The organism is Pseudomonas sp. P4_B3 (assembly GCF_056402295.1).
In genome coordinates this window covers 12,575-37,606 of the sequence record NZ_JBFUHR010000015.1, presented here as the reverse complement: position 1 = coordinate 37,606, position 25,032 = coordinate 12,575, and the positions used below count along the sequence as shown (strand labels likewise).

General features: G+C 55.0%; 26 protein-coding genes and 2 pseudogenes. 9 read left to right on the top strand and 19 right to left on the bottom strand.

The features are described from left to right. Positions 1-212: 212 nt before the first annotated feature. From AC1DWG_RS18460 to AC1DWG_RS18425, 8 genes and pseudogenes are all read right to left on the bottom strand, one after another. The gene (locus AC1DWG_RS18460) at positions 213-932 is read right to left on the bottom strand and encodes a TetR/AcrR family transcriptional regulator (RefSeq protein WP_477788136.1); all 720 of its coding nucleotides are present in this window, start codon (positions 930-932) and stop codon (positions 213-215) included. A 91-nt stretch (positions 933-1,023) separates the two neighbouring features. Then, a complete protein-coding gene (locus tag AC1DWG_RS18455; RefSeq protein ID WP_477765044.1) occupies positions 1,024-1,941 on the bottom strand; it encodes a LysR family transcriptional regulator in 918 nt (305 codons plus the stop codon). A 115-nt stretch (positions 1,942-2,056) separates the two neighbouring features. Further along, the gene (locus AC1DWG_RS18450; RefSeq protein ID WP_477765045.1) at positions 2,057-3,268 is read right to left on the bottom strand and encodes an MFS transporter; all 1,212 of its coding nucleotides are present in this window, start codon (positions 3,266-3,268) and stop codon (positions 2,057-2,059) included. A gap of 533 nt (positions 3,269-3,801) precedes the next feature. Continuing rightward, positions 3,802-4,992, bottom strand: a complete 1,191-nt coding sequence (locus AC1DWG_RS18445) for an MFS transporter (RefSeq protein WP_477788135.1) — start codon at positions 4,990-4,992, stop codon at positions 3,802-3,804. Between the two features lie 115 nt (positions 4,993-5,107). Further along, positions 5,108-5,296: pseudogene (locus tag AC1DWG_RS18440) on the bottom strand (SAM-dependent methyltransferase); the annotation flags it as partial. A gap of 83 nt (positions 5,297-5,379) precedes the next feature. Further along, a pseudogene (locus AC1DWG_RS18435) lies at positions 5,380-5,505 on the bottom strand (hypothetical protein); the annotation flags it as partial. Between the two features lie 74 nt (positions 5,506-5,579). Continuing rightward, positions 5,580-6,197, bottom strand: a complete 618-nt coding sequence (locus AC1DWG_RS18430) for a LysE family translocator (protein WP_477788134.1) — start codon at positions 6,195-6,197, stop codon at positions 5,580-5,582. A gap of 249 nt (positions 6,198-6,446) precedes the next feature. Next, on the bottom strand, positions 6,447-7,874 hold the full coding sequence (locus AC1DWG_RS18425) for a GGDEF domain-containing protein (RefSeq protein WP_477765047.1): 1,428 nt from the start codon (positions 7,872-7,874) through the stop codon (positions 6,447-6,449). Between the two features lie 359 nt (positions 7,875-8,233). Between AC1DWG_RS18425 and AC1DWG_RS18420 the strand changes: the two genes are divergently transcribed. Together AC1DWG_RS18420 and AC1DWG_RS18415 are read left to right on the top strand one after the other, a co-directional pair. Continuing rightward, positions 8,234-8,593 (top strand): NAD(P)-dependent oxidoreductase, encoded by a 360-nt coding sequence (locus tag AC1DWG_RS18420; protein WP_477788133.1) that lies wholly within the window; start codon positions 8,234-8,236, stop codon positions 8,591-8,593. A gap of 147 nt (positions 8,594-8,740) precedes the next feature. Beyond that, complete coding sequence (locus AC1DWG_RS18415) at positions 8,741-8,929, top strand: CopG family transcriptional regulator (protein WP_477757018.1); 189 nt, start codon at positions 8,741-8,743, stop codon at positions 8,927-8,929. Between the two features lie 21 nt (positions 8,930-8,950). Here the strand turns inward: AC1DWG_RS18415 and AC1DWG_RS18410 are convergent, their stop codons facing one another. After that, the gene (locus AC1DWG_RS18410; RefSeq protein ID WP_477760240.1) at positions 8,951-10,612 is read right to left on the bottom strand and encodes a SulP family inorganic anion transporter; all 1,662 of its coding nucleotides are present in this window, start codon (positions 10,610-10,612) and stop codon (positions 8,951-8,953) included. 175 nt (positions 10,613-10,787) lie between these two features. Here AC1DWG_RS18410 and AC1DWG_RS18405 point away from each other — a divergent pair, with 175 nt between their 5' ends. From AC1DWG_RS18405 to AC1DWG_RS18390, 4 genes are all read left to right on the top strand, one after another. Further along, positions 10,788-11,018, top strand: coding sequence for a hypothetical protein (locus tag AC1DWG_RS18405; RefSeq protein WP_046043128.1), 231 nt, complete (start codon positions 10,788-10,790; stop codon positions 11,016-11,018). A gap of 243 nt (positions 11,019-11,261) precedes the next feature. Then, positions 11,262-12,206: a chromate resistance protein ChrB domain-containing protein gene (locus tag AC1DWG_RS18400; RefSeq protein ID WP_477765049.1), complete on the top strand. Its 945-nt coding sequence runs from the start codon at positions 11,262-11,264 to the stop codon at positions 12,204-12,206. After that, the gene (chrA, locus tag AC1DWG_RS18395) at positions 12,199-13,557 is read left to right on the top strand and encodes a chromate efflux transporter (protein WP_477765050.1); all 1,359 of its coding nucleotides are present in this window, start codon (positions 12,199-12,201) and stop codon (positions 13,555-13,557) included. The genes AC1DWG_RS18400 and chrA overlap by 8 nt, the downstream gene beginning before the upstream one ends. An 82-nt stretch (positions 13,558-13,639) precedes the next feature. After that, a complete protein-coding gene (locus tag AC1DWG_RS18390; RefSeq protein ID WP_477760237.1) occupies positions 13,640-14,092 on the top strand; it encodes a chromate resistance protein ChrB domain-containing protein in 453 nt (150 codons plus the stop codon). Positions 14,093-14,112: 20 nt separating this feature from the next. On the opposite strand, the gene AC1DWG_RS18385 is transcribed toward AC1DWG_RS18390, so the two are convergent. From AC1DWG_RS18385 to AC1DWG_RS18360, 6 genes are all read right to left on the bottom strand, one after another. Next, positions 14,113-15,249: a nickel/cobalt efflux protein RcnA gene (locus tag AC1DWG_RS18385; RefSeq protein ID WP_477788132.1), complete on the bottom strand. Its 1,137-nt coding sequence runs from the start codon at positions 15,247-15,249 to the stop codon at positions 14,113-14,115. A 7-nt stretch (positions 15,250-15,256) separates the two neighbouring features. Then, complete coding sequence (locus AC1DWG_RS18380; RefSeq protein ID WP_477756175.1) at positions 15,257-15,550, bottom strand: metal-sensing transcriptional repressor; 294 nt, start codon at positions 15,548-15,550, stop codon at positions 15,257-15,259. Positions 15,551-15,826: 276 nt separating this feature from the next. Then, a complete protein-coding gene (locus tag AC1DWG_RS18375; RefSeq protein WP_477756176.1) occupies positions 15,827-16,558 on the bottom strand; it encodes an MBL fold metallo-hydrolase in 732 nt (243 codons plus the stop codon). A gap of 8 nt (positions 16,559-16,566) precedes the next feature. After that, complete coding sequence (locus AC1DWG_RS18370; RefSeq protein ID WP_477788131.1) at positions 16,567-17,343, bottom strand: amino acid ABC transporter ATP-binding protein; 777 nt, start codon at positions 17,341-17,343, stop codon at positions 16,567-16,569. Between the two features lie 31 nt (positions 17,344-17,374). Beyond that, entirely contained in the window at positions 17,375-18,055 is a 681-nt protein-coding gene (locus AC1DWG_RS18365) for an amino acid ABC transporter permease (RefSeq protein ID WP_477788130.1), read from the bottom strand. An 11-nt stretch (positions 18,056-18,066) separates the two neighbouring features. Further along, positions 18,067-18,888, bottom strand: coding sequence for an ABC transporter substrate-binding protein (locus AC1DWG_RS18360; protein ID WP_477756179.1), 822 nt, complete (start codon positions 18,886-18,888; stop codon positions 18,067-18,069). Between the two features lie 137 nt (positions 18,889-19,025). Between AC1DWG_RS18360 and AC1DWG_RS18355 the strand changes: the two genes are divergently transcribed. Both AC1DWG_RS18355 and AC1DWG_RS18350 read left to right on the top strand, forming a co-directional pair. Then, positions 19,026-19,931, top strand: coding sequence for a LysR substrate-binding domain-containing protein (locus AC1DWG_RS18355; RefSeq protein ID WP_477760236.1), 906 nt, complete (start codon positions 19,026-19,028; stop codon positions 19,929-19,931). A gap of 434 nt (positions 19,932-20,365) precedes the next feature. Next, complete coding sequence (locus tag AC1DWG_RS18350; protein ID WP_477755691.1) at positions 20,366-21,271, top strand: LysR family transcriptional regulator; 906 nt, start codon at positions 20,366-20,368, stop codon at positions 21,269-21,271. A gap of 8 nt (positions 21,272-21,279) precedes the next feature. On the opposite strand, the gene AC1DWG_RS18345 is transcribed toward AC1DWG_RS18350, so the two are convergent. From AC1DWG_RS18345 to AC1DWG_RS18335, 3 genes are all read right to left on the bottom strand, one after another. After that, on the bottom strand, positions 21,280-21,702 hold the full coding sequence (locus AC1DWG_RS18345) for a VOC family protein (RefSeq protein WP_477765054.1): 423 nt from the start codon (positions 21,700-21,702) through the stop codon (positions 21,280-21,282). 69 nt (positions 21,703-21,771) lie between these two features. Further along, positions 21,772-22,491: a hypothetical protein gene (locus AC1DWG_RS18340; RefSeq protein ID WP_477755685.1), complete on the bottom strand. Its 720-nt coding sequence runs from the start codon at positions 22,489-22,491 to the stop codon at positions 21,772-21,774. 188 nt (positions 22,492-22,679) lie between these two features. Further along, on the bottom strand, positions 22,680-23,210 hold the full coding sequence (locus AC1DWG_RS18335) for a DMT family transporter (RefSeq protein WP_477788129.1): 531 nt from the start codon (positions 23,208-23,210) through the stop codon (positions 22,680-22,682). Positions 23,211-23,790: 580 nt separating this feature from the next. On the opposite strand from AC1DWG_RS18335, the gene AC1DWG_RS18330 reads away from it, so the two are divergent. Beyond that, the gene (locus AC1DWG_RS18330; protein ID WP_477765056.1) at positions 23,791-24,105 is read left to right on the top strand and encodes a hypothetical protein; all 315 of its coding nucleotides are present in this window, start codon (positions 23,791-23,793) and stop codon (positions 24,103-24,105) included. A gap of 25 nt (positions 24,106-24,130) precedes the next feature. On the opposite strand, the gene AC1DWG_RS18325 is transcribed toward AC1DWG_RS18330, so the two are convergent. After that, positions 24,131-24,700 carry a DJ-1/PfpI family protein gene (locus AC1DWG_RS18325; RefSeq protein ID WP_477765057.1) on the bottom strand — a complete coding sequence of 190 codons (570 nt, stop codon included), beginning with the start codon at positions 24,698-24,700 and terminating at the stop codon, positions 24,131-24,133. Positions 24,701-25,032 lie beyond the last annotated feature (332 nt).

Here is a 25,032-nt window from a genome sequence, read left to right as displayed (position 1 = left end):
AGGACCAAATTTTTTGAGGACTGCCCCTGAGCCACGTCGTGGTGTCGTCTCGGCAGGGCGAGTTCCAGGTGTCTGGAAAGGGCTTTTCAGAGCGAAATAGCGGGGTGCGCGCCCTCCCACCACCTATCCAGCTAAAGGCTGAAACAGGTGATGAGTGGTCGACAAAAAAGAAGGGTGGCAGCAGGATGTCATTAGGTGGGCAAGCGGAAAAATCAATTCAAGCGAGGCATTTCGCCGAGGTCGTTGTCGACTTGAGCCAATACATGGGGACCGCCATTGAGGAACGCATCGACCATCTGCTCTATCAGCGCGTCAATGTCCTCGGTCACTGGAAGATCGTAGATCCATTTGCGCACGCCAATATAGAAAATGCTGGCATGCAAACTCCAGATCAGTTCGAGCTCTTTTTCATTGATCGTTTCACCGGAGGAAGGCGCCAGACCATGGGCATGGCGAATTTCCGCAATAACAGGAATGAAGACTCGCTCACGCAATTTGGCCAGATACCGATCGTTGATGCCTTCACGGGTCAACCCGGCGAAAACGAAAATGCGAATCCATTCTCGCCGCAGAATCACGTTTGCGTATGAGGTATAGAAACGAACCAGGCGAGCCTGAAGGGGCTGCGAACGATCCTTGATCATCGTCTCCCAAGAGGCATCCCACTGATATACCTCGTCGTAAACACGGTCAATCAATGCTTCTTTGCTGGGGAAATAGCGATAGAGCAACGGCTGGGTAACGTCCAGTTGCCGCGCCAGCTCACGAGTACTTCCCGAGAATCCGCACGTCGCAAAGTGCTCGATGGCTTTCTGCACGATCTGCTTTTCCCGGACCTCTGGCGAAAGGCGCCGAGTCGCCGCTTTGACGGTACCCTGTGAGTTCGCTGATTTTTCCGGCGCTTTCTCGTCTACGTTTTTTGAGTCTTGCATAACGCCTCACTAGAGCTTCATCGAGGCATCATACAAAACAAAAGAATGCGCTGGCTATGAACCCGCCCCGGCTTCTGAGGACGCCAGCAGATCAATTCCTGGGGAGGTGTTCAGGCCCCAGTAATTCACAGATGAAATCGATAAAAGCATTGACGCGTTTGGAGCCGCGATGATTGGGAAGATACAGCGCGGAAATGGCCGAACTTGCATCGTTGGGATTGATCACAAAAGACTCGAACAACGACGTCAAGTTGCCGCTGTCGATATCATCGTCGACAAGCCAATCAGGTAACAGCGCCACCCCACCGCCGGCCAGTACAACTTCGCGCAAAACCTCCGCATTGTTGCTTTTGAAGCGGCCTTCAATGGGTACTCGCGTCTCCTCACCGTCCTTTTGGAACGTCCAAACCTGCTGCTTTGACCCGTAACTGAAGCGCATGCACTCGTGCTGCAGCAGGTCCAGAGGCTGTTCGGGAAAGCCATGCGTATTCAAGTACGCGGCGCTGGCAACCGCCCGACGCCGAAAATGACCGATGGTACGACTGACCACACCATCCATCGCTGCTGCCGATCCCAACCGTATCGATAGGTCAACGCGCTCGCCGAGCAATTCGACGATGTCGTCAGAAAGTGTCATGTCCAACACCAACTGCGGGTAACGCTTCAACAGCGAGGCGATATGCGGAGCAATGAGACGACGTCCAAGCGCCACCGGCACAGAAATACGCAGATGCCCTGCAGGGACTTCCCCACGGTCAGTGACTGAGGCATCCGCTTCGGCCACAGCATTGAGCACCTCCCGCGCTTTCAAATAGTAGGCGGCACCGGCATCTGACAATGAGATTTGACGGGTGGAGCGGTTAAGCAGGACAGCGCCCAGTTCAGCCTCAAGCCCATCGATCATCCGAGTTACAGATGACGTAGCCATGCCTAATTGTCGTGCGGCAGAAGAAAAACCCTTCGAATCCACCGCCTGGACGAACATTTTCAATGCGAGCAGCTTGTCCATGACACTCCTTGAGTTACCGGGCGCTGATTGGGAACGGTGCGCCTATTTCACTGATTGGATTTGATAACGAACTTGGGGCGCCCTCCCCAATCACTTGTCCAGGCGACGGATTTACTCAGTGGGTCTGCCCGCTTCTACGGGACACCATCAAGAACGCGGTCAGAGTGGCCAGTGACAATGCACTTCCGACGGCGGCAATCGCCAACCAGCTGAAGTGTTCATAAAGCGAGCTGGCCACCGAGGAGCCGATCGCCCCGCCAATGAAGATGCTGATCATGTACAACGCATTCAGACGGCCTCGGTTGGCAGTGCCCAAGGCGTAGACGGCTCGTTGCCCAAGCACCATGTTCATCTGCACGGCAAAATCCAGCGCGATACCCGTAACCGCTAACCCGATCACACCGTAAAAAGGATTGATGAAGGCCGGCAGGAAACTCACTGCGCCCAATATCATGGCCAACTGTGAGGCTCGTCGAGTGTACCCTGCATCGGCGAGTCGACCACTGATAGGTGCGGCGATTGCGCCGATGGCGCCGACCAGAGAGAAAATCGCAATCTGACTTTGCGTGAGGCCGAACTCCCGGCTCAACACCAGGGGGACAGCAGTCCAGAACAAACTGAACGCGGCAAACATCAACCCTTGATAGAGCGCTCGCTGACGCAATACAGGCTCGCGGCAAAACAGTTGTCCAAGGGACTTCAGCAACTGACCATACGACGCGCGATGGGTCGGTTGCCATTTCGGCATGGTCATCCCGATCACCATGGAGATGACGAGCATCAACGCAGCCGCGCCGATAAATACTGCCCGCCAACCAAAATGGTCAGCAACCAGGCTCGACAGCGGCCGCGCAAGCAGGATCCCCAACAGCAAGCCCCCCATGATCCCTCCCACCACTCGGCCGCGAGACTCTTCCGGCGCCAGATGCGCGGCCAATGGAATCAGCATTTGCACGGAGACCGAGCTGAAACCGATGAGTGCCGAGACGACAAGAAACACACTCGGCTGCCTGGCCAAACCAGCGGCGATCAGGCTGAAGATTGTAACCACGATCGTCGCGATCATCAGTCGGCGGTTTTCCATGAGGTCCGCCAAGGGAACCAGGAAAAACAATCCGAGTGCGTAACCAATTTGAGTCAGCGATACGATAAAGCTAGCGCTGCCATTCGACATGCCGATATCCGGGGCGATCAAGCTGATAATGGGTTGCGCGTAATAGATGTTGGCCACGATCGCACCACAACAAAACGCAAAGAGAAGCACCATTCCCCTCGTCATTGAAGCTTTTGTTATCGCCGCTGCTGTGCCGCTTGTTGAAACGCTCATGCCATGAACTCCTGAGGTTCGACAGCGGTGACTTTCCAATAAAGGTCACCCGCCTGATGTTTGTCAGGTCACAAAATAGGCGGCACGCCCCACCGAGAGAATATGGACATGGCGCAACGTCATGTTGCGTCGTGCGCAAAAGCTGCCTGGGCGCAATCAACGCCTCCCGTGTGCATCATTGGCGTAAATAAGCGGGATACTTCATTGCCCGCACTCACCTTTCCAGGTCGATGCCCATACGGCACCTGTCCTTCATGTGATTGACCTACCCCCCCCCCTTTTCAACGCCCATCGACAAGCCGTTCGTGTTGAGCGCAGACTATTATTAATCGGTCGATTATTAATGCTTTCAACCCAAAAACACTCCTCTCCCGTCTTAACCGCTTCGAGTGTGGGTCGTCGATTTCGAGCTCACGAACGGGCGTACTTCACCGCTTTGGATAGGCTCCGTTTTGGAAGTGCGTGCCTATCATCCCCTATCCCTTGTCACGCTGACGTCGACACAGACCGATGTGAATACACCACGGGACACCTTACTGCTGCTTGAACAACAATATGAGCAGAGCCGTTGCGGCAAGCAACGCCCCCATGAGGAACGTGCTGCCTGCCCCAAAGTGCTGCCATAGCCAGCCCGCAAGAACACTGGCGATCAGCATGCATACACCACTGACCAAATTGAAAATACCGAATGCGGTGCCCTTGAGCGCATGGGGGGCATTGTCGGCCACCAACGACGCAAGAATGCCTTGACTGAACCCCATATGAAGCCCCCACAAGGCAACGCCCAGCATCATCATGATTACAGAACTGGATTGAGCCAGTAGCAGATCCGCCAAGACGAGCAAGACCATCCCTACATAGAGCAACTTCGCTCGACTGATCCGATCGGATAGCCAGCCGGCCGGGTAAGCGGACAACGTATAGAAAAGCGCCATGACCACCATCACCAGCGGAATCCAGGCGACCAACAGGTCTGTCTGTTGCGCTCGTAGTACCAGAAATGCCTCGCTGAAACGAGCCAGCGTAAACACCCCTCCAATGATGACGATCCACCAATACCCGGAAGAGAAGTCGTCAAGGACTCTCCAGTGAATTGGAGATCGAAATGTGTGTTCGGTCGGGAGGTGTGTGGGTTCTTTTACTCCTGTGACAATGAGAACCACCGCCACTGCTGCCGGAATAACTGCAAACCACAGGACTAGCTGTATATCTGCGAGCCATAACATGAGCACGATGGCCAGAGCAGGGCCAAGAACAGCCCCGACGGTATCCATCGACTGCCGCAGCCCAAAACAGGCGCCACGGATTTCTGGTGGCGCCACATCTGCGATCAGAGCATCTCGTGGTGCCCCTCGAATGCCTTTGCCAATTCGATCCAGAAAACGCGCTGTAAAGAAAACTTCAACCGAGTGAGCGAGAGGAAAAAGGGGTTTGGACAACGCGGCTAAACCATATCCAAGCAAAAGCAATCCTTTGCGCCGCCCGATAAAATCGCTGAAAGCACCGGAGAAAATCTTGACGAGCATGGCGGTCGACTCGGCAATCCCCTCGATCACCCCGACGGTCAATGCACTCGCACCCAATGTCGTAACCAGAAACACCGGCAGCAAGCTGTGTACCAACTCAGAAGACAGGTCCATGAAAAGGCTGACAAAACCCAACGTCCAGACAATGCGAGGAATACGAAGACGCTCGGCGTTGGTGTGTGGACTTTCGGTACTCATATTTTCAACCTGAATCGTCCTTGCTGCTGTAGACACACATGACCGGCAGCCTGGGTCGGTTTCTGCCCGTCACGGTAGGCAGAAACCGGCCAGAAACTGTCTGTCGCGTCCAGGTTCAAACCATTTTGCACGTCAACCAAGCACTCCAGAACAGGCTGCGGAAGAAACGAGTCGCGTCCCCGAATCCGGCGTCGTGTAACAGTGTTTGAACCGCCGCCTCAGAATGTGGAGGGTCAGCGCCTTGGAGGATTTTCCCCAGCTTTACCTTCACTTCATCCGGGCTGGCTCCATGCTCCCAGCGCCGGACTCGCCGCTCCGTGCTCGGTGTGCGCTGCGGTTTAATGGCGCAGTCGGAGCCGACGTTGGTGACCTCATGCGCAACGATCAAATGTTGAGTTCGTCGACGAAAACGTCGACTACACGCACCGGATTGGTGTCGCTGACGTAATCGTCGAGGCTCGACGGAAGCAAGGTGCCTTGACCCCGATGTTCACCTTGAATAAAGCGCTTCATGGGCGATCCTTGCGATGAAATCCTCAGAAATCATAGCAAGGGTATTCGGGCTGGATAGATACTCAATCGTAGACTTATTGAACCAGCTGCCGGATCCCTAGAGACAAAATCAAACCACCGCATAATCGATCAATAGCTTTTTTCCTCCTTCGATACGCTGAAGCGATCTCAGGTTGCGAAAGAGCGATTGCGACCACTCCATACCAAGTCATCGAAACCACCACTACGACTGCCAGCATCGACAAAAACGTGCTTGGTGAAACGTGGGTGGGGGCTGCCGCTGAGAAAATAGCGGCATAGAAGGCCATGGATTTAGGGTTGCCAATGTTCGTAACGACCCCCTGAATAAATGACTGCCGAAAGTTTCCGAGGACAGCATTATTACAGGGGGCAAGCGCGCTCTTCCCGGCCTTGAGCAGCAGTCGGAATCCAAACCACATCAGATAGGCTGCCCCCAGAATTTTTACGATCAGCGCCGCCCAAGGGAACGCAGCAAATACAACGCCAATACCTGCGATTGCACAGGTGGCCCAGAATAAATTGACCAATACGATGCCTGCTACCAAGGCCAAAGCTTCTGACCGCGTAGCAGCTACCGCTTTGTGGACTACTGCAACGAAATTTGGCCCTGGAATAACGACACCGGCCAGGTAAACCAAAAAGACTGTCAAAACGGCGGGACCATCGATCATCTGCATTCCTTGCGAGTGTTGTGGCTAGGGACGGTCTTTCAGATCAAGGTCTCCCGCGGACTCAACGTACAACGAAATAATCATTCGATACAGGGCTTTTGAGCGTAGTTGTGTTTTTACACGCTCTCGGCCAAAAGCGGTCGTATGTTGTGAATGGTGCGCTCAGAATGTGGAGATCGAACAACGCCCGATCCTGTGACGCAAAGCTGGGTATCGGTGCCGACGCTTTCAGCGACGTCGAGATAATGGTCAGGGCAGAGGTTGGAGGCTGGTTTTGACGGTAGTGACCACACGGTTACGGCCTTCGTGTTTAGCGTGATACAGGCGTTGATCGGCTGTACGCAGAATTACCTCGATAGTGTCGCCGTCGCGGCCAGATTGCGATACGCCGATGCTAACTGTGACCACGGTTGACCGCGGCAGGCCATGAGAAGAACTATTTGCAACGGTGCTTCGCAGACGCTCAGCGATTACGTGCGCGCCCTCAAGTGAAGTCTGAGGTAGCAGTATCATGAATTCTTCCCCGCCCACTCGGGCTACGCCGTCATATGGCCGGATCGAATCGAGGCATATCTCCACGAAACTCTTCAGGATGTCATCGCCAACCTGATGCCCGAAGCGATCGTTGATGGACTTGAAATTATCCAGATCGAGTGCCAACACGGAGAACGGCGCACCGCCGCGCGCGGTCCGGCCAATTTCGGCTTCGACTCGCTCCATGAACCGACGCCGATTATCAGCACCTGTCAGTGGGTCGGTCGCCGCAAGGTGCCCGAGTTCTTGATTGGTGCGCTGGAGTTCCTGCAGGGCGCTCTCGGTGTACGCCATCGCTTCGGCAAGACGCACCATTAACTCCTCTTGGCTGTAAATCTTCGAGAACGACCGCGTGGTGAGGAACGCTTGCACTACCCCATAGCTCAACATGAAGAATCCACCGGCGAAGATCGCATGAGCGAGCCACCACATATGGTTCCACGGACGTGCAAGGATGAAGGCGAAAGATGACAGCGCGAACGCGGTAACCGAGATGACAAAAATCATCATCAGCGGCGAACGGATACGGCGCAGCAGGAGCATTATCACGGTCAATGTGGAAAGAACGAGGGAACCACCTTCCATCGAGAGGCGCACCGCGAGATTGCCGGCGATCGACGAGTACGCAACGTACGCCACTGCCACGTCAACCAGCAGGAACAGTCCTATCCAGGTCAACCACGGGCGGGCCTTCATTCGTTGGTCCGCGACATCTGGTGGGCGGTGGTACGACAGCATTCCAACTAACAGCAGAATCGACATGACCAGTCGAGAGGCCGGTCCATAGAGCAGGAAGAGCCAGATATTGTGGTGCGCTTGCCCAGTGAACGCACCATGCAACGCGTAGATCAGTACAAAACCGAGAAAACCAAGCGTCATCCATCGCAGCAGCGGATCTCCCGATGACTGATAGCAGCGCCACGTTACGTAAGTAACAAACAAGCCTGCCAAGGTGGCTGTCGTGATCGCAACGATATGGAACAGGTGATTCTCGAATGTAAGGCTGGGGTCTTGAAAGAAGTATAAGTAGCCAATCAGATAGGCCGGAACCAACGCAAATCCCGCGAGCACCAAGTAGGCGTAAATCTTGACTATGAGGCGAACGGCTTCAGGTGGCTCGCCGGTGGCGATGAGATTGCTCATGGCTCCCTCCAATTTTAAATCCATTTAGCCAACACCGGTCCGGTGTTGGAGGCGCCTACATGCCAACGGTCCCTCGCATCATTACGCAGATATGGGATGGACCGACCTATGGAATTTCAATTTTAGACTCCTTACCAACTTCTGCTGCACAAGCAGGTAAAAATGTTCACGCGAACGCAATCATCTAACAACGAATGTCTCGTTATTCTCATCGGCCAAGGGTTAGCTGTCCTTCCTGAAAATCAGGTGGACACCATCCCTGGACTAGCGGAGTCAGCCAGATGACTTTGCCGGACGCGTACAGTTAATTGCCCCAGTCTCCCTAGCCACAGGAAGGTGGCACCGGTAGCGGACCGGCCATGCCAAACGACCTTCCCCCCGCCCTGCTCCACCGCCTTAAACAGAACATCATGGCCCTGGGTTGTGCCGTTGAAGAGATCGGTATTTGGATCGATCAGCGCGGCTCGACGATTGATCGTGAGTTGAACCTGATCTTTCATCCGGATGCGCTATCGCTGGTCAAGGCCGTCGATATCGTGAGTCTCCAGGTTCCGCTCTACCCCTCCAAAGAAGATCTACTCAACAAAAACACACTTGCCCAAATGAAGCGAAGCACCGACCTCATCAATTGCGCACGCGGAAAACTGGTGGAGCGCGATGCTGTCGTCCGGGATTTGGAAGCCGGACATATGGCAGGGGATGGGGATTATCCACGCTGAGTCGAAGCAGATCCGACTCATCACCCACCGTGAGAGCCAAATCTTTTCTTGTGGGTAAAGTCGAAGTAACGAGCAGCACAGTGACAGCACGGGACAAGGCAATTACAATTTGATTAACATCTAGCGACTTGAGCGATTGAATACCCTATGGAAAGCAAGACTGCGCGCCTCACTGTGCTCATTGATCCCGTCAAGAAAAAAGCCTTCGAGGAACTCTGTGCAGCACAAGACCTGACGCCTTCGCAGGTAGTCCGTCAACTGATTCGTGACTACCTGGACACCCACGGTGCCAGCTATTCGACCAAAAGTAAGCATGCTGCCACTACCAAGTCATAACCTGATACGGGCGGTAAGCCCCTAGAGGGTCGACGGGCCCTCTGCAATACTGACCGCTTTAGCCAGCGCGGTGTTGAAGTCGGCGTGGTAATGCTCCGTGCCGATTTCTTGCAAGATACCTACCCTATCGAGCTTGTGGAGCACCTTCGTGTTCGCTTCGCAGAGTTTCACCACGATGTTGCGTTTGTGCAGTTGCTGAATGACCTCCTCCAGTACCTGCAAGCCAGTGATATCCATAAACGGTACACGCTTCAAGCGAATAATCAGCAGACGTGGATCGGTATGGGTCTGTGCCAAGACTCGCTCGAAGGTCTCAGCCGCACCAAAGAACAATGGCCCTTCAATCGTATAAATCAATGTCCCTGGCGGCAGGCGAGTGTGGCCATTGGCCCTCAGCTCTTCTTCAAGCTCGTGCTCGATTACCTGTTGCACCTCCACAGATGAGGCCATGCGGCGCATGAAGTGCAGCATCGCAAGAATGACGCCGATATTCACGGCGATCACCAGGTCACTGAACACTGTGAGGCTGAAAGTGATGAGCAGAATAGCTACGTCTGCGCGTGGAGCCCGCTGGACCATGCGTTTGAAGTGCTTCAACTCGCTCATGTTGTACGCGACCACGAAAAGAATGGCGGCCAGAGCGCACAGTGGGATGTTTGAGGCCAGAGGTGCCAGAAACAGAATAATAAGCACCAAGGTGACCGCGTGCGTAATGCCGGCCAGCGGGCTCGTGCCGCCGTTACGGATATTGGTTGCAGTACGGGCAATGGCTCCGGTAGCTGCGAAACCGCCAAACAATGGCGTGACCAGATTAGCCACTCCCTGACCGATCAGTTCCTGATTGGAATCGTGCTTGGTGCCCGCCATGCCATCGGCCACCATTGCGGACAGCAGCGATTCGATTGCTCCAAGCATGGCGATAGTGAACGCCGGACCAATCAAATCGATGACGCGAGACAACGTGATTTCAGGCAGGCTCAACGCTGGAAGGCCTTGAGGTATGCCCCCAAATGCACTGCCAATCGTGGCTACCCCCTCGAAATGAAAGGTTGACTGTATCGCTGTAGCTACTGCCATTGCGACTAATGGGCCAGGTACCCGTTTGAGTCCGGGAATTCTGGACGCGGTTGTGACCAGCAAAAGACTAAGTACCGCCAGCAGGGTCGTGGCCATGTGAAGATCCGGGAGCGCCTGGAGCAAATGCCAGATCTTTTCATGGAAATGCTCTCCACTGATCTTCGGTAAACCGAAAAAGTCTTTCCACTGTCCGACCCAGATGATCACGCCGATGCCCGCAGTGAATCCGACTATCACCGGGTCAGGGATAAACTTGATGATTGCACCGAGGCGGGCCATCCCCAGCAATAACAACATGACCCCCGCCATCATCGTGGCGATTTGCAGACCGTCAACACCATGCTTGGCCGTGACCCCCGCCAGAATCACGATGAACGCACCTGTCGGCCCGGCAATCTGCAAGCGGCTTCCGCCAAAGAGTGAAACCAGCAGACCACCGATGATTGCGGTGTAGATGCCTTGCTCAGGTTTGACGCCAGATGCAATGGCAAACGCCATTGCAAGGGGGAGCGCCACGACCCCGACGATCACGCCAGACACCAAATTGCGGAGCCAATGCTCTCGCCCCAACAACCCCGCCTTCCATGCCTCACCTATTGCAATCATGGCTAGCTCCTGAGTGGATGCATGTGCATAATATTAACATACAGTGATAATTTAAATGCCCTTGATCCACCGCTTCGTGCGGCTGGAGATGTTTATAGTGAAAGTTCAGATGGAGCTGGGCGGGCATGCACTGCAAATAGAGAATCTTGAGAGCGCGCGTAGCGTGGTGACTGACATGAATCGTAAAACCGTGAAAAGCAAACACGCCGAAGGCGTGACCTTTGACACCCATGTGATCGCGAATCCGACCAACCCCAAGGAGTGGATCGTGTTCTTCAAGAAGGACGCCGGGAGAAGTTATTTCCTGGTTGATGACAACGAGGAAGTGGAGTCTTTCGGGCATCTGGATGACCTGATCGCCGAGCTTCGAGACTTGGGCCTCAAGACCGCTGAAATCCATTTCTAAAAATCAATGCCTTTCTGGTAGTGCCCATATCGCACACCCTGCTTACTCCCGTCTCAAGCCAATTCGCCAAAATTTCCGTCATGAAGGCAATGCTGTTCAGTTAAGGAAATTGTAGGAGCGAGCTTGCTCCTACAGAGGACCACATTCGCTTAACTGAACAGTATTACGTCATGAAGGGGGCTTTTCGACCGCCCGAATCAGCGCTACTGTAAACATCACTACAAAAAAACTAGCGAGCTCTACATGTTAAACTGGCTAGCGTTGATTCTTGGCTTACCGACAGCGAATGCCACCGAGCGCATGCGCGCTTGGCGTGCACTGAAAGCTTCTGGTGCGGCGGTTCTGCGTGATGGCGCCTATCTGCTGCCGGATACCGGTGTCTGTCGTGAAGCGCTCGCAGCTGTCGAACGGGACATCCTGGCCATCAATGGCACCGCATTTATCCTGCCTGTCATGGATCCTGACGGTGAGCGTTTTGTCGGGTTGTTCGACCGCAGCGAGGACTACGGCAAGCTACACGCAGAGATCGAAGAATGCCGTGGGCAGCTCAATCCTGAAAACGCATTGGCCCTCACGAAACAGGTTCGCAAACTGCGTAAAACCTACGACCTGCTGACCAACATCGATTACTTCCCAGGCAAACCGAAGCAACAAATCGACGCTGCTTTGCAGGAGTTGGAGACAGCAGTCAGCAGAGTCCTGTCCCCAGACGAACCGCACAGCCACAACATACCCATAACGGTGCTCAACCGTGACGACTTTCAGGGGCGACTCTGGGCAACCCGCAAGCGTCCTTGGGTTGACCGCCTGGCTTGTGCCTGGCTGATCCGTCGCTTCATTGACCCCAATGCTCAGATCCTCTGGCTGGACACGCCACAGGACTGTCCGGCCGATGCGTTGGGCTTCGATTTCGATGAGGCGACTTTCAGTCATGTCGGCAACCGCGTGAGCTTCGAAACCCTGCAAGCCAGTTTTGAGCTTCAAGAGTCCGGTCTGAACCGCATTGCGGCCCTGGTGCACTACCTCGATATCGGAGGCATTCAGCCGGTGGAGGCTGCCGGTGTCGAGCGTGTGCTGGCAGGACTGCGCGAAACCATTACCCACGACGACCATTTGCTGGTCGCTGCGAGCGGCATTTTCGACGGTCTGCTCGCCGGGTTTGTGAAAGAGGAACAACCCAATGAGTAAGGATTTGGCACCAATGGTTGAAGACGAGCTGTTGAGGCCGGAAGCGATCAGTTTGCGTGAAGCGTTCCGGTTCTGGTTGAAGCTCGGCTTCATCAGCTTCGGCGGGCCTGCAGGACAGATCTCGATCATGCATCAGGAGTTGGTAGAGCGGCGGCGCTGGATATCCGAGCGCAGATTCCTGCATGCCCTCAACTACTGCATGTTGCTCCCTGGGCCAGAGGCTCAGCAGTTGGCAACCTATATCGGCTGGCTGATGCATCGAACCTGGGGCGGGGTGATTGCGGGCGTGCTGTTTGTGCTGCCCTCTTTGTTCATCCTGATCGCTTTGTCGTGGATGTACATCGCCTTCGGCGAAGTGCCTGTGGTTGCGGGGCTCTTCTATGGCATCAAGCCCGCCGTGACCGCCATCGTCGTGCAGGCGGCCCATCGAATAGGCTCTCGGGCATTGAAGAACAATTGGCTATGGGCGATAGCGGCAGCCTCATTCACCGCAATCTTCGCGTTCAATGTGCCGTTCCCTTTAATCGTTCTGGGTGCCGCACTGATCGGTTATGTCGGCGGACGCCTGGCACCCGAAAAATTCAGAGCCGGGGGCCATAGCGCCGCAAAAAAATCCTTCGGCCCGGCCTTGATCGATGACGACACTCCGTCCCCGGAGCATGCCCGGTTCAGCTGGTTGAAATTGGCATCGCTCGCACTGATTGGCGCCGCACTATGGGCATTGCCAATGGGGATTTTGACCGCACTCTTTGGCTGGGAAGGCACTTTGACCCAGATGGGCTGGTTCTTTACCAAAGCGGCGCTGCTGACGTTTGGCGGGGCCTACGCGGTACTCCCATATGTGTACCAAGGCGCGGTTGGTCACTATGGCTGGCTAACCCCGACACAAATGATCGACGGATTGGCGTTAGGCGAAACCACACCAGGGCCGCTGATCATGGTGGTGGCTTTCGTCGGCTTTGTCGGGGCCTATGTCTCGCAAGTGTTCGGTGCCGATCAAATGTTTCTGGCTGGGGCTGTCGCCGCCTCCCTGGTGACATGGTTCACCTTCCTGCCCTCGTTCCTGTTCATCCTCGCGGGTGGCCCGCTGGTGGAGTCGACCCACAACGAACTCAAGTTCACGGCACCGCTAACTGCCATTACAGCGGCAGTCGTCGGCGTGATCCTCAATCTGGCGTGTTTCTTCGGTTATCACGTGCTATGGCCGAAGGGCTTCAGCGGCAACCTCGATTGGCCCTCAGCCCTGATCGCCATTGCAGCGGCAATTGCCTTGTTCCGCTTCAAGCGGGGCGTTATTCAGGTGCTGATGACCTGCGCACTCGTCGGCTTGGCAGTGCATCTGTTGCGCTGAAAACACGAGCTGGTTAACAGTCTATGGCGGGCACCGGGCTCGCCAGATCACCCAGCCTACCGAGCTAGGCAGGAGGTGTTCCATGAGGTGGATTACCCGTGAACGACCCAAGATCGACCGCATCGCCTGCCCTTGGTTGATCGCTCGTTTTATCGATCCGCAACCCGAGTTTTTGTATGTGCCCAGCGCTGATGTGCTGCGGATAGCCGCAGAGAAAGATGCTGCACCTTACGACATTCCCGGCGTTGAGCTGACCCATGAGGGCGAGTTGTGCAGCTTCGATGCATTTCTAAAGAAGTACCGGCTCAGTGAACCCGCCTTGCAGCATCTGGCCAGGATCGTGCGCGGCGCTGATACCTCTCGCCTGGATCTAACGCCGCAATCGGCCGGGTTGTACGCCATCTCACTGGGACTGTCGAAGTGCTTTGCGAATGACCATGAGATGCTGGTACACGGCCTGATCCTGTATGACGCACTCTACGCATGGTGCAAGGAATGCCAAGGTGAAACGCATAACTGGCCTGCGCAAATGTGAAGAGTCCCGGTTACACAGCGTTATGCGGTCAGGCCGATCCAGCCATGGAAGCCTACGTACAGACCTACACCGATGATCAACAGACCGGACAGGTATGGCGCACGACGAGCCACGGTGCCCAGCCATGGCCAGCGATTGGACGCCTGTTTAGCGCCAATGGCCGCCGCCACTCCCACCGCCACCAAGGTAATCGCCAAGCCAATGCTGAAGCACAGAACCAGCATCCCACCCAGCGCCACTTCTTTAACCTGAAGGCACAGCAGCAGTACGGTGATGGCCGCAGGGCACGGAATCAAACCGCCTGTAAGACCGAACATGACGATCTGGCCTGTGGTGACCTCACGGTTGGTAAAGCGCTTGCGGATGTCGTTGGCATGCGCACGTTCATGCGCATCCTGATAGCCATCAATCGACAACTCCAGGCCTTCCGGCCCGGAAGGCGCATGCCCGTGATCATGCTCCTGATACTCCAGATCGTAATCATGGGAATGCCCCGCATGCCCAAGACTCAAGCGAGCACTGAATTCATGCGGTTCCGGGATATCGACTGCCGACTCCAGGAAGCCTTCGCGCTCGACAAAAGAGAAGGATTGCGTGCTGCCGTCTGGGCGAGTCGTCATCAGGCGAACATCTGAGGCAGCCCAGGCATGTCCGGTCAATGTTTTCAGGCGCCAATGCGGTGGCATGTCTACTTCGAATATCGACAGTTCGACACGGCCATGGCCGGTATCGATTCGGTGGGTTCCATCATGATGGTCATGGTCATGTTCGCCGTGGTGGTGGTCATCACCTTGCTCGAACTTGAACATCTGCTCACCGCGCCAGGTACGCCACAGCATCCAAAGCGCAATCACGATGATCAGTGCGCAGGACGCCATCTGGAAGTACGGCTCAGTGGTTTGAGCGTCGAGGCCTTGGCCCAGGTACATGCCGCCGATGGCGACCAACCAGACCACTGCGGTGTGCGACAGCGTCGCGGCCAAGCCCAACAGAACGGCCTGTTTGACCGAGCCACGGATGGCCACGATAAAGGCCGCCATCATGGTTTTTGAATGGCCTGGTTCCAGGCCATGCAAGGCACCGAGCAGAATGGCGCTCGGGAAATACAGCCAGGCGTGAGCCCCGCCTTGTTGCAGCAGTTCAGCGAAATTGGGCATGTCAGACCTAGAGGTACTTGGTGATTTGCTTGAAGGCTTCCAGTGGTGCGCGCTCGCCATTGTTCAACGCCGAGACAGTGTCCTCCAGGCAGTGATCAATGTGATCCTGTATGAGCGTGCGCTTGGCTTGGCACACCGCTTTTTCAACAGCATGCAGCTGCTGGGCAATGTCTACGCACTCACGCCCCTCTTCGATCATGGTGATGATTGCGCGTAAATGGCCGTCTGCCCGCTTGAGGCGTTTGATGATCGCCTCATGACTTTGGTGGACGTGTGGGTGCGCGTGTTCGTGCTCACTCATGATTTGAGTCTTCGCGATTAGAGAATTACGCGAATCTTATCCCCCCTGGGGGGATACAAGCAATCTAGAATCCGTCTGCACCTGGGTATAGATCCGGGCGGTTAATTTCTGGCTACTGCGACAGGCAGTTATGGGTCGGTTTCAGCCCATCGCAACAGGCGATAATCGGCCAGAAGCTGCCCTTCATGAACGGCAGCAATGGCCAAAAGTGGGCAATCGTTTACGGTGAAACGATGCTCCAGACGGATATAACACTCTATTCGATAACCCGCCCGATCAGATCGTTGCCTTGGCTGATGTGCCGTGAAGATATTGCCTCGCAATAGCCTTCATCTGCTCGGAGGACATGACTGCGCCATGTCCTCCGTGAATGCACTGCACCTCCAGATCGATCAAGCGTTGCATCGTCTGACGGTAAAGAGCCTGGTTCGAGCAGGGCAGGTTATCGACCAATCCACCGATGTAGATGACATCACCACTGAAAAGCACACCTGCAGATTCGTCGAGTAGGCCGATGGAGCCATGAGAGTGACCGGGTAAATGAAGTACCCGTAGCTGTTTGTCTCCCAGATCGATGATGTCTCCCTCCTCTACGGTCTGGGTCAATGGAGCCGGCCTGATGCAGTAGTGCTCCGGCGACCAGTTCAGGCAAGGTGATTGCGTCACTGCGCCCGGCAAGCTGCGAAACACATGAGCCAAGGTGTCCTGATCAACCATGCGGGCAAAATCTTCCGCCTCAGCTGGGTGCCCGAGTCGTGTTTCGAACTCATGGAAACCGCCGACATGGTCGGCATGAATATGGGTCGCCACCGCAATAAGCCGCTTACCTTCTTCTAGAGCCAGGGCTGGCCGTAACGGAACCAACCCCATGCCGAAATCAATCACCAGATCGGCATCGCGCCCTCGCACGTGAAAGAGGTTGGCGGCAAAGTAGCGGTGCACATAAGGCTCGCTCAAGCACGTGATGCCATCGCCCAGGTCCTGCCTTTCGTACCATTCATCCCTCATGGAGCACCTCAATGCAGAAGCTGGCCAAGAAAGCGCTGGGTTCGTTCGTGGCTCGGCTGGGTAAATATTTGATCAGGCGAACCACACTCGACGATTTGACCTGCATCCATGAAGACAACTTTGTCAGCCACCTTGCGAGCAAAGCCCATTTCGTGGGTAACACACACCATGGTCATCCCCTCTTCCGCCAGTTGAACCATGGTGTCGAGCACCTCTTTGATCATCTCCGGGTCCAGCGCTGAGGTTGGTTCATCGAACAGCATCACTCGGGGGTTCATGCACAAGGCTCGTGCAATGGCAACTCGCTGCTGTTGGCCTCCCGACAGTTTGGCGGGATAGCAGTGGGCTTTGTCCGGGATGCGTACCCGCTCCAGGTAATGCATGGCCAGTTCCTCTGCTTCTCGACGAGGCATTTTGCGTACCCAACGTGGAGCCAGGGTGCAGTTTTCAAGAATAGTGAGGTGAGGAAATAGATTGAAATGCTGAAACACCATACCCACTTCACTACGCACCCGGTCGATGCGTTTGAGCTGGCCGGTAAGTTCCACGCCGTCGACGACGATGCGTCCTTCCTGGTGTTCCTCCAGGCGATTGATGCAGCGAATCAGGCTGGACTTGCCGGAACCGGAGGGCCCGCATATGACCACCCGTTCGCCCTGCTGGACATCCAGATCAACATTTTTCAGTACTTGGAACGTCCCGTACCATTTGCCAAGCCCCCGAATTTCCACCGCAGTTGGCTGAGTCTTGGCAAGCGCGACTGGCGTATCAATGGACAGTTTCATGGTGTCTCCTGTTTTGCCCGAAAAACCGCCCTTAGCGGTAGCCATTGGAAAGAACGCGCTCGACGCGCATCTGCAGGCCCGTCAATACCGAGACCAGCAACATGTAGTAAACCAACGCAGCGCTGTACCACTCCAGGAACTGAAAACTCGTGGCAATTGCAAACTGGGTGGTGGTCATCAATTCATTCAAAGAGATGATGGTCGCCAGGGAAGTCGCCTTGAGCAGCGAGATGAACTCGTTAACCAAAGCGGGTAGCGCAATACGTAAGGCTTGCGGCAACACCACCAGCATGAACACTTGCCATCGATGCAGGCCCAATGCCGCTGCGCCTTCGCGCTGGCCGCTGCTCACCGCAGCAAATGCACTGCGAAATATCTCGGTCAGATAGGCGATCTGTATCAGCGTCAGAGCAATGAATGCCGCCAGAAAAGGCGTGAACCAGCCACCACGAAAACTGGGGAACAGTTGCGGTAGCCCATTCCAGATAAACAGCAAGACCAGCAACGCCGGAGCACCACGGAACAACCACACATAACTGGCCATCGACCAGCGCACGCCGCTCCGCGACGAAGTTGCACAGGAGCCGGTGAACAGCGAAACACCCATCGACAACGCCATCACGCCAACCGACAACACAAGGGTCAGCAGCGCCCCTTTAGCCAGCGGCCAGCCGAATACGGCGTCCAGGAATAACGAAGAATCAAACACCATGACGCTCACCCTTACTGCTGAGCCAATTGGACGTCTGTCGACTGGGTTGGCAGATTCCACTTGGCGAGCAGCGTTTTCAGTTCACCACTTTGCTGCAAGGCACCCAGCGCATTGTTGAGTTGTTGCAAATCGGCAGTGTTCTTGCGCAGGTATAGTCCAAACAGGTCAGCGTCTGGATAGGTGTAGGTAATCTGTAGTTGCCCAGGTACCTGGGTACTGCGATAAGCCGCCGTTGTATCCTGGGTGATCGTCGCTGTTGCTCGCCCTACGAGAACCTGCTGGATGACCGCCGAAGCCGACGGGTACGTCTGCATGCTGATGGGCTTGCGACCGTTTTCTACCAGCTGTTTGTTGAGAGCCTTTACCGTGTCCTCGTAGGTGGTGCCCGCCTCGATAGCGATCACCTTGCCGCTCAGATCTTCCGGTTTGCGGGTTTGCTCATCCCGTGCCGACGTCACCATGACCTTGGACGATTTGAAGTAGCCAACACCGTCGTAGCGCTTCAAACGTTCGCTGGTAAGGGTCATGCCGCTGGCAACGACATCACAACGTTCTGAGTCGAGAGACGGCAACAGACCTTTGAAATCGCCCACAACCAACTGGAGTTTTACGCCCCAGTGTTTGGCCAGCGCAGCCATGACATCCACCTCAAAACCAACCATCTGGGTGTCGCCGGGCTTGGCGTAGAACTCCATCGGTGGAAACTCGCCGGCCGTACAGACTTTTAATGTGTCGCCCTGAGCGAACGAAGGTTTCGTGCTGCTCAGATCAGCTGCAACGGCCAAGCTGCTGGCCATACCCAAACCCAGAAAAATTGCGGCTACTTGTCTCATGACATTTCTCTTGTTGTTTTAGTGGTTTAGAGGAGGAATGCGGTAACGCAGGGCAATGGTGCTGGCGACAAAGAGGGCAAACAAGCTAAACTTTTTATAGGGTTATTCTTTAGAAAAACTGAAATATAGGCACGGCAATGGCGCTCCCACCTCTCCATAGTTTTCGGGTATTCGAATGTGTCGCACGACTGGGGAATATTGCCGCGGCGGCGGTGGAGTTACATGTCACCACGGGCGCAATCAGTCAGCAGCTTCGGGTTCTGCAAAGTGGGCTGGGTAAGGAGTTATTCGAGAAGCAAGGTCGACGACTGGTCCTGACCGACAATGGCCGTCTCTTGCAACATCGGGTAGCCAACGCGATTTGCGAAATCCAGGATGGGGTGCGACAGCTGTCCAGTGAACATGAGGGAGAACGGCAGAAAATCGAACTGACGCTTTCTATTCCCAGCGTGCATGGCGTCACTTGGCTTGCCACGCGGCTTTTCGCGTTCATGGATGACAATCCGCACATCAAGTTGAATGTCATCACCGCAAGTTACTTCAATACAGTTGATTGGCGACGAGCCGATCTGGCCGTGATTTACGGCGTCCCTCCCTGGCCTGGCTTCTGGTGGCGATTACTGCACGGCATCCGCATGACACCCGTATGTAGCCCCCAACTATTGCGCGGCCCCAAGGCCATTCGAAGCGTGTCCGACCTGGCTCATTATCGATTGCTTCATGAAGACGATGGCGCCCAGTGGCGACGCTGGCTGTCCGAGGCACGCTTTGGACAATCGAGTGACTCGGATATTTACTTCGATGATTTCGGCATGGTTCTGCAAGCTGCTCGCGATGGGTACGGCGTGGCACTCAGCGACGAGGTTGTGTCCGCCCGCGATCTGGATGAAGGCCGACTGGTACAGCCTCTCGCCCTTGCCGTGCCAGCTTTGCAGAACTATTACTGCGTGTGCAGCGAAGGTAATCGCGATCGTGAGGAAGTGAGCAATTTCATCGAGTGGTTGATTGCGCAATCGCGACTACCTGTTACGCCTCAGGTGTAAATTGCTTTTCGTAGGGAGTCGGATCATACGACAGCATGACGGCTTCAACCCGCTGACTTCGAGTGTGAGCGTCCGTATGGGATGTGGATTCAACCAGTCGATGTAACACTCCTGTTTACACAGAATCCAGTGTGTTGCATCCACCGGCTGAATCCACGGTCGAGTACTGCCTCTACCTCTCTGGGGGCGCTCAATGCAGCTGAAGTGCGGACCCGCCGAGAGCTTGGCGCTGATATTCGTTAACAGCAGCAAGCAGCGCTGTAACCGTCCGGGTAAGACACCTGTCGTTTCCCGCCACAAGGGCGCATTGGTACTAGCTCCTGAAATTGCGGTAATGCTCCGGGAGTAGTCACCCTGCTCCTGTAGAGTGATCTGTCATCGCTTACGACAGTTTGGTACGCTGTCCTGACGCACCTGACAGATTCGAGCCCATGCTGGAAGAGCTACGAAGAATCGACCTAAATCTATTGCTGACCCTTCATGCATTGTTGTTGGAGCGGCACGTGACTCGGGCATCGGTTCGACTGCATAAAAGCCAGCCAGCTGTCAGCCATGCCCTGGCTCAACTTCGAGCGCACTTTGACGATCAATTGCTGATTCGTCGCGAAGGGCAATTGGTGCTCACCGCCAGAGCTCAAAGCTTGCTAGGGCCTCTTGAACAGGCGTTAAGGCACCTCAATGACTTGCTGGGGGCTTCTGACTTCGACCCCAGCAGCTCTCAAGCACGGTTCCGGCTATCGCTGTCCGACTATGCCACTCGCCGGGTACTGCCTGGCTTGGTACGGCATGTTCGCAATGTAGCGCCTGGAGTGGATCTGGCTGTCAGCCAAGCGAGTCGTGAAACCATGATGGCCCAATTAGCTGATGGTGAGCTCGATGTGGCGCTTGGTATCTTTCCGGAGTATCCGGATGGCATCCATGTGCAGGAGCTTTTCCCGGAGCATTTTGTCAGCCTCGCCGACGAAAGCGCCCTACCGGAATGTGGCTGCCTGACGCTAGAGGAATGGCTGGAGCGTCCGCATGTGATGCTTGCCCTTCGGCCTGATGCGAATGACGAGATCGAAAGAGTGCTGGCAAGCATGGGACTGCGTCGAAGAATCGCTGTGGCACTTCCTCATTGGAGCGCCGCAATCGAACTCATTGCCGGCACAGACCTTATCCTGACCGTTGCGAGCTGGGCCGTCAGTGGGCTCGACAGATATCCAACACTCCGAACGTTCGATGCTCCTCTAGATCTTCCCGTCCTGTCCTATCAACAAGCATGGCATGCCCGTAAAGACGCAGACCCTGCCAACAGGTGGATCAGGGAAGCAATCTTGAAGTGCAGCCAGAGCACCTGAATCTTGACTTAAGCAGCTCCCGACTCAGCGGGGCCTTTGAGCTCAACCTGATTACCGTCAGGATCGAAGCAGTAAATCGATAGACCAACGCCTTCGGCCCCGTACCTAGTCACCGCCTTATCAGCAACGATGTCAAAAGCTTGCAAGTGGGCAAGGATCGCCTGCTCATCGAAGGGTTCGACTCGAAGGCAGAAATGATCGACATTACGTCGTTCTTTCCCTGGCGCCCCGCCGCCCATGGCACCCAAGGGGCCATTAACGTCCACCAGATCGATCATCGAGCTTCCCGCTTTAAGGTGGATCATGGCGTACTGGTCATTGCGCTTCTTAATTGAGCATCCGAGAACCTGGGTATAGAAATCGACACTCCGCTCCATGTCCTCAACTCGCAGGACAACGTGGTCGATGTGCTGAACTTTGAAAATAGACATTCAATCGTCTCCTGAGGCAGAAAGCGAACCTCCGTTGCCAAATGGTACGGAGGCTCGTGAGCGTTAGACTTAGTGAATCTTGTCGAACAGAGTTGGCATGTCGCCTGAGAAGTCCACCCAGGGATTGGTGTTCAACAGATACGCATGGGGCGCAGTAGGCTCATCGTAGTGGACTACGAACTCTTCGGGGCCGTGAGCATATGCCACGATCAAGCCCTGTTTCGCATCCATGTATCCGGCGTGAATGCCCATGCCTGGATAACTCAAGCGAATCGCTGTTTCCTCACTGGCTGGGCCAACGGTGAGCCGTACTACAACTCCTTCGGGCAGCACGAACATCCAGGTGAAGGGGCCGCCCGATACGACGGTCATCACTTCATCGATACCTACACCGTTCTCGGCCATGTTGACGTGGAAGCGACCGAAGCTCTCCAGAACGCCGGCACGGTGTTCGTCAGGGATGGCCAGCATGTCATAGACCTTGGGATAGGGGGCAACGCCAGGCTGATGGGTGGAAAGAAGGCCGCCACGTGGCGTCTCGGGCACACGCCCAGCCAGTTCGATCTGCTCAAGCAACTCTGCGCGGTTCAGGCTGAAGAGCCTGATCAGTTCTTCTTGCTCGGCCTCGGTGACAGTGCGGGACTGCGATGCTTTCAAAATGGGTTTGGCTGCGTCCGGAATGCTCACGGTGCTTGCACGAACACCTACGCTCCGAAGCACGGCGTTTACTTCTTCAAGGCCAACAGCGTTCGGACGGCCATCACTGAATTGCAGTTTCACGATATTCATAAATAACACTCCGATCTTTCTACGAAAATATAGTGCTGAACTTCCGTTCATATGCACCTCATGTCAGCCGAGAAAGATTTCTCGGCTATTCGCACACAAGCCGCGTGCGTTGGTTCGACTAGAGGGTCGACCTGAATAAAAAGGGCTGGCTACCAAGAGCGACCACCAGCCGAAAGGGAGGCTCTGGTTTATTTGAGGTTCGCGTTGACCGTTGCGGTCTGAATCAACTTTCCGGAATTAGCGGGCTCTTTGTTTGAGCCCACTTGAACCACGATCAATCCGAAGAAGATGATCAGCATCCCTGCAACCCGAACCAAGTTGATTGGCTTCGCGGTCAGGCCGAGGAGGCCAAAGTGATCGATTAGCATCGCGGCTATGACCTGACCCACCATCACGAACAAGATGTAGTTCGAAGCGCCAAGCTTTGGGGGCAGGAAGGTGGCCATTGCGACGTAAATGGCCCCGCTGAATCCGCCTATCCAGAGCCACCAAGGCCCCTGCAACGCTCCCGCAATGTTTGGCTGCGGTATGCGAAGAACCACGATGGTGGCGATCAGCACAGCTGAGCTGACGATCAGCGAAGTAAGGGCAGCCCAGAGTGGATGACCGAGCTCGCGGCCAAGGGCGCCATTGCTGGAGGCTTGTAAAGGAATCAAGGCGCCGGCAATCAGAGCCAGGCCCATTGGAACAGTTGCAAGAATCGAGATCTTCCCAAACATGACCGTAACCTCTCGTGTTTCGGTGTGGATGGGGAGATATTGATGTATGGGTATTATGAATGGAAATCGACAATACGCACACGTCATATTCGCCTGACGAATGCATCGCGTTAAGTACGTGCCTAGGTGGGCAAGCTTCTCCTCATGCCAATTTTGGTTAAGCGGGTATCGCTTGGTTGATGTCATTCCAGTGATACCTACTGAGACAGGGTCAGTACGTAACGGTGCCCGTTTCTATTCCAGCACAGTGTCTTCTGGCTTCAACATCTACGACAACAAGGAAAAGTGTCGCCTTCCCCTTTCATTTCCAACGCGAGCGGAAGCAGATGCGGTGTGTAACGCGAAAAACTCAAAGCAGTTATTCAGCTCAATGGATTGATCGCGAATACCGAAAGTGGCTTACAGGTCACTAAGAAAGACTAGCGGACACTCGGGCCAGACAATCGATCGTGCCTATTGTGATCAGCCATTGAAACGCACCGCACTGACTGACGTTAGCCCCACGCTCAGGAAGCAATCGGCCGCCGTCATAAATCACCATCTAACTTCTCCCCTTTCGTATTAGATCGATTGGCAGATTATGGTTGAGGTTCCAGAAACTTTAGATCGCTATTGGCCGATTTCTGCCTATGCTGACAGGCTGCTGGGTCGTTTTCAGCCGGTCGCCACAGGCAGAAATCGGCCGATTCTGTTGAAAAAGTCGGTTCGCCCAAACAGCCTGGTCATTGACTGGTTAAAACGCCTTTTTTGCACACTGCTACGTGAAATCCGAGTCCGGAAGCCTCTGCCAAAAGTAAAGATTTCAATCTCGGACGCGTACTTTTCCGATGCGCAAACCATGGCCGACTTTTTCAACAGAATCGGCCAAAAGCAGCCACTCGAACACATCACCTGATCGGCTGTTTTGCAGGACGACGTGGTCACCGATGTTCCGCTGCCAACATTGACCTGAACTGAGAAATGATCTCTGAAGATAGCCCGGCACCTTCGAACACTGCGCAGGTGAAGCTAACGGGTGCTGGGCCTGGAGCAGTTATGATGCGGTCTGCAACCACAGCTACTGGACTGCTTCGATAAAGCGTGCGCCCTTCATAACCTACGGCATTTTTTTGTAAGAAGTCAGCGCTGTTCGAGGTATGAGGAACCGTGTCGAGAAGCCCGGCCCTCGCAAGTGCCAGCGTTCCCCCACAGATACCGGCAATTGTCGCTCCACTTGAACGACTAGCATGAAGAAAGTCTCGAATATCCGGTGCTTCTGCACGTTCCCAGACCATTCCTCCAATGACGACGACAACGTCCGGTTTCCAGTCCAGACATTGTTGCAAACTGCTATCGACAGTTACAGCCAACCCACCCTGCGAGCGGAACTGCCCCGTAGCAGAAGCGAAAAACCTGACGTCGATCCCGTAAAACGGGGACGCAGTTCCAGCAATGAAAGCATATTCCCAGTCCGCAAAACCGGGTGTCAGTATCAATCCCACTCGTGCCATCAGTCAGAATCCTCCATGAATGCCAATAACATATGGCGACAACAAACATACATCAAGGGAAGGGCTGCTTTGGGTCCAGGCTGTGTGAAAACACGYTGAATGCGTTGAAGGCTGAGAGTCGCGAGGGTTGCCTGTGGAATCAGCGGGGTGGAAGCGCGAATTACCTTGGTCAGCTACATAGATGTTCGTAATGCCGTTTGGGCCGCGTCAGCGGCCCAAACGGCTACTCACGGGCGAACAAGCGGCCGGATTTACGCCCTGATCGCCTCAAGCAGTCCTGCGATGCCGAAGATGCTCATCATTCGTTTGAGGTTGTAGGCCAGCACGTGAAG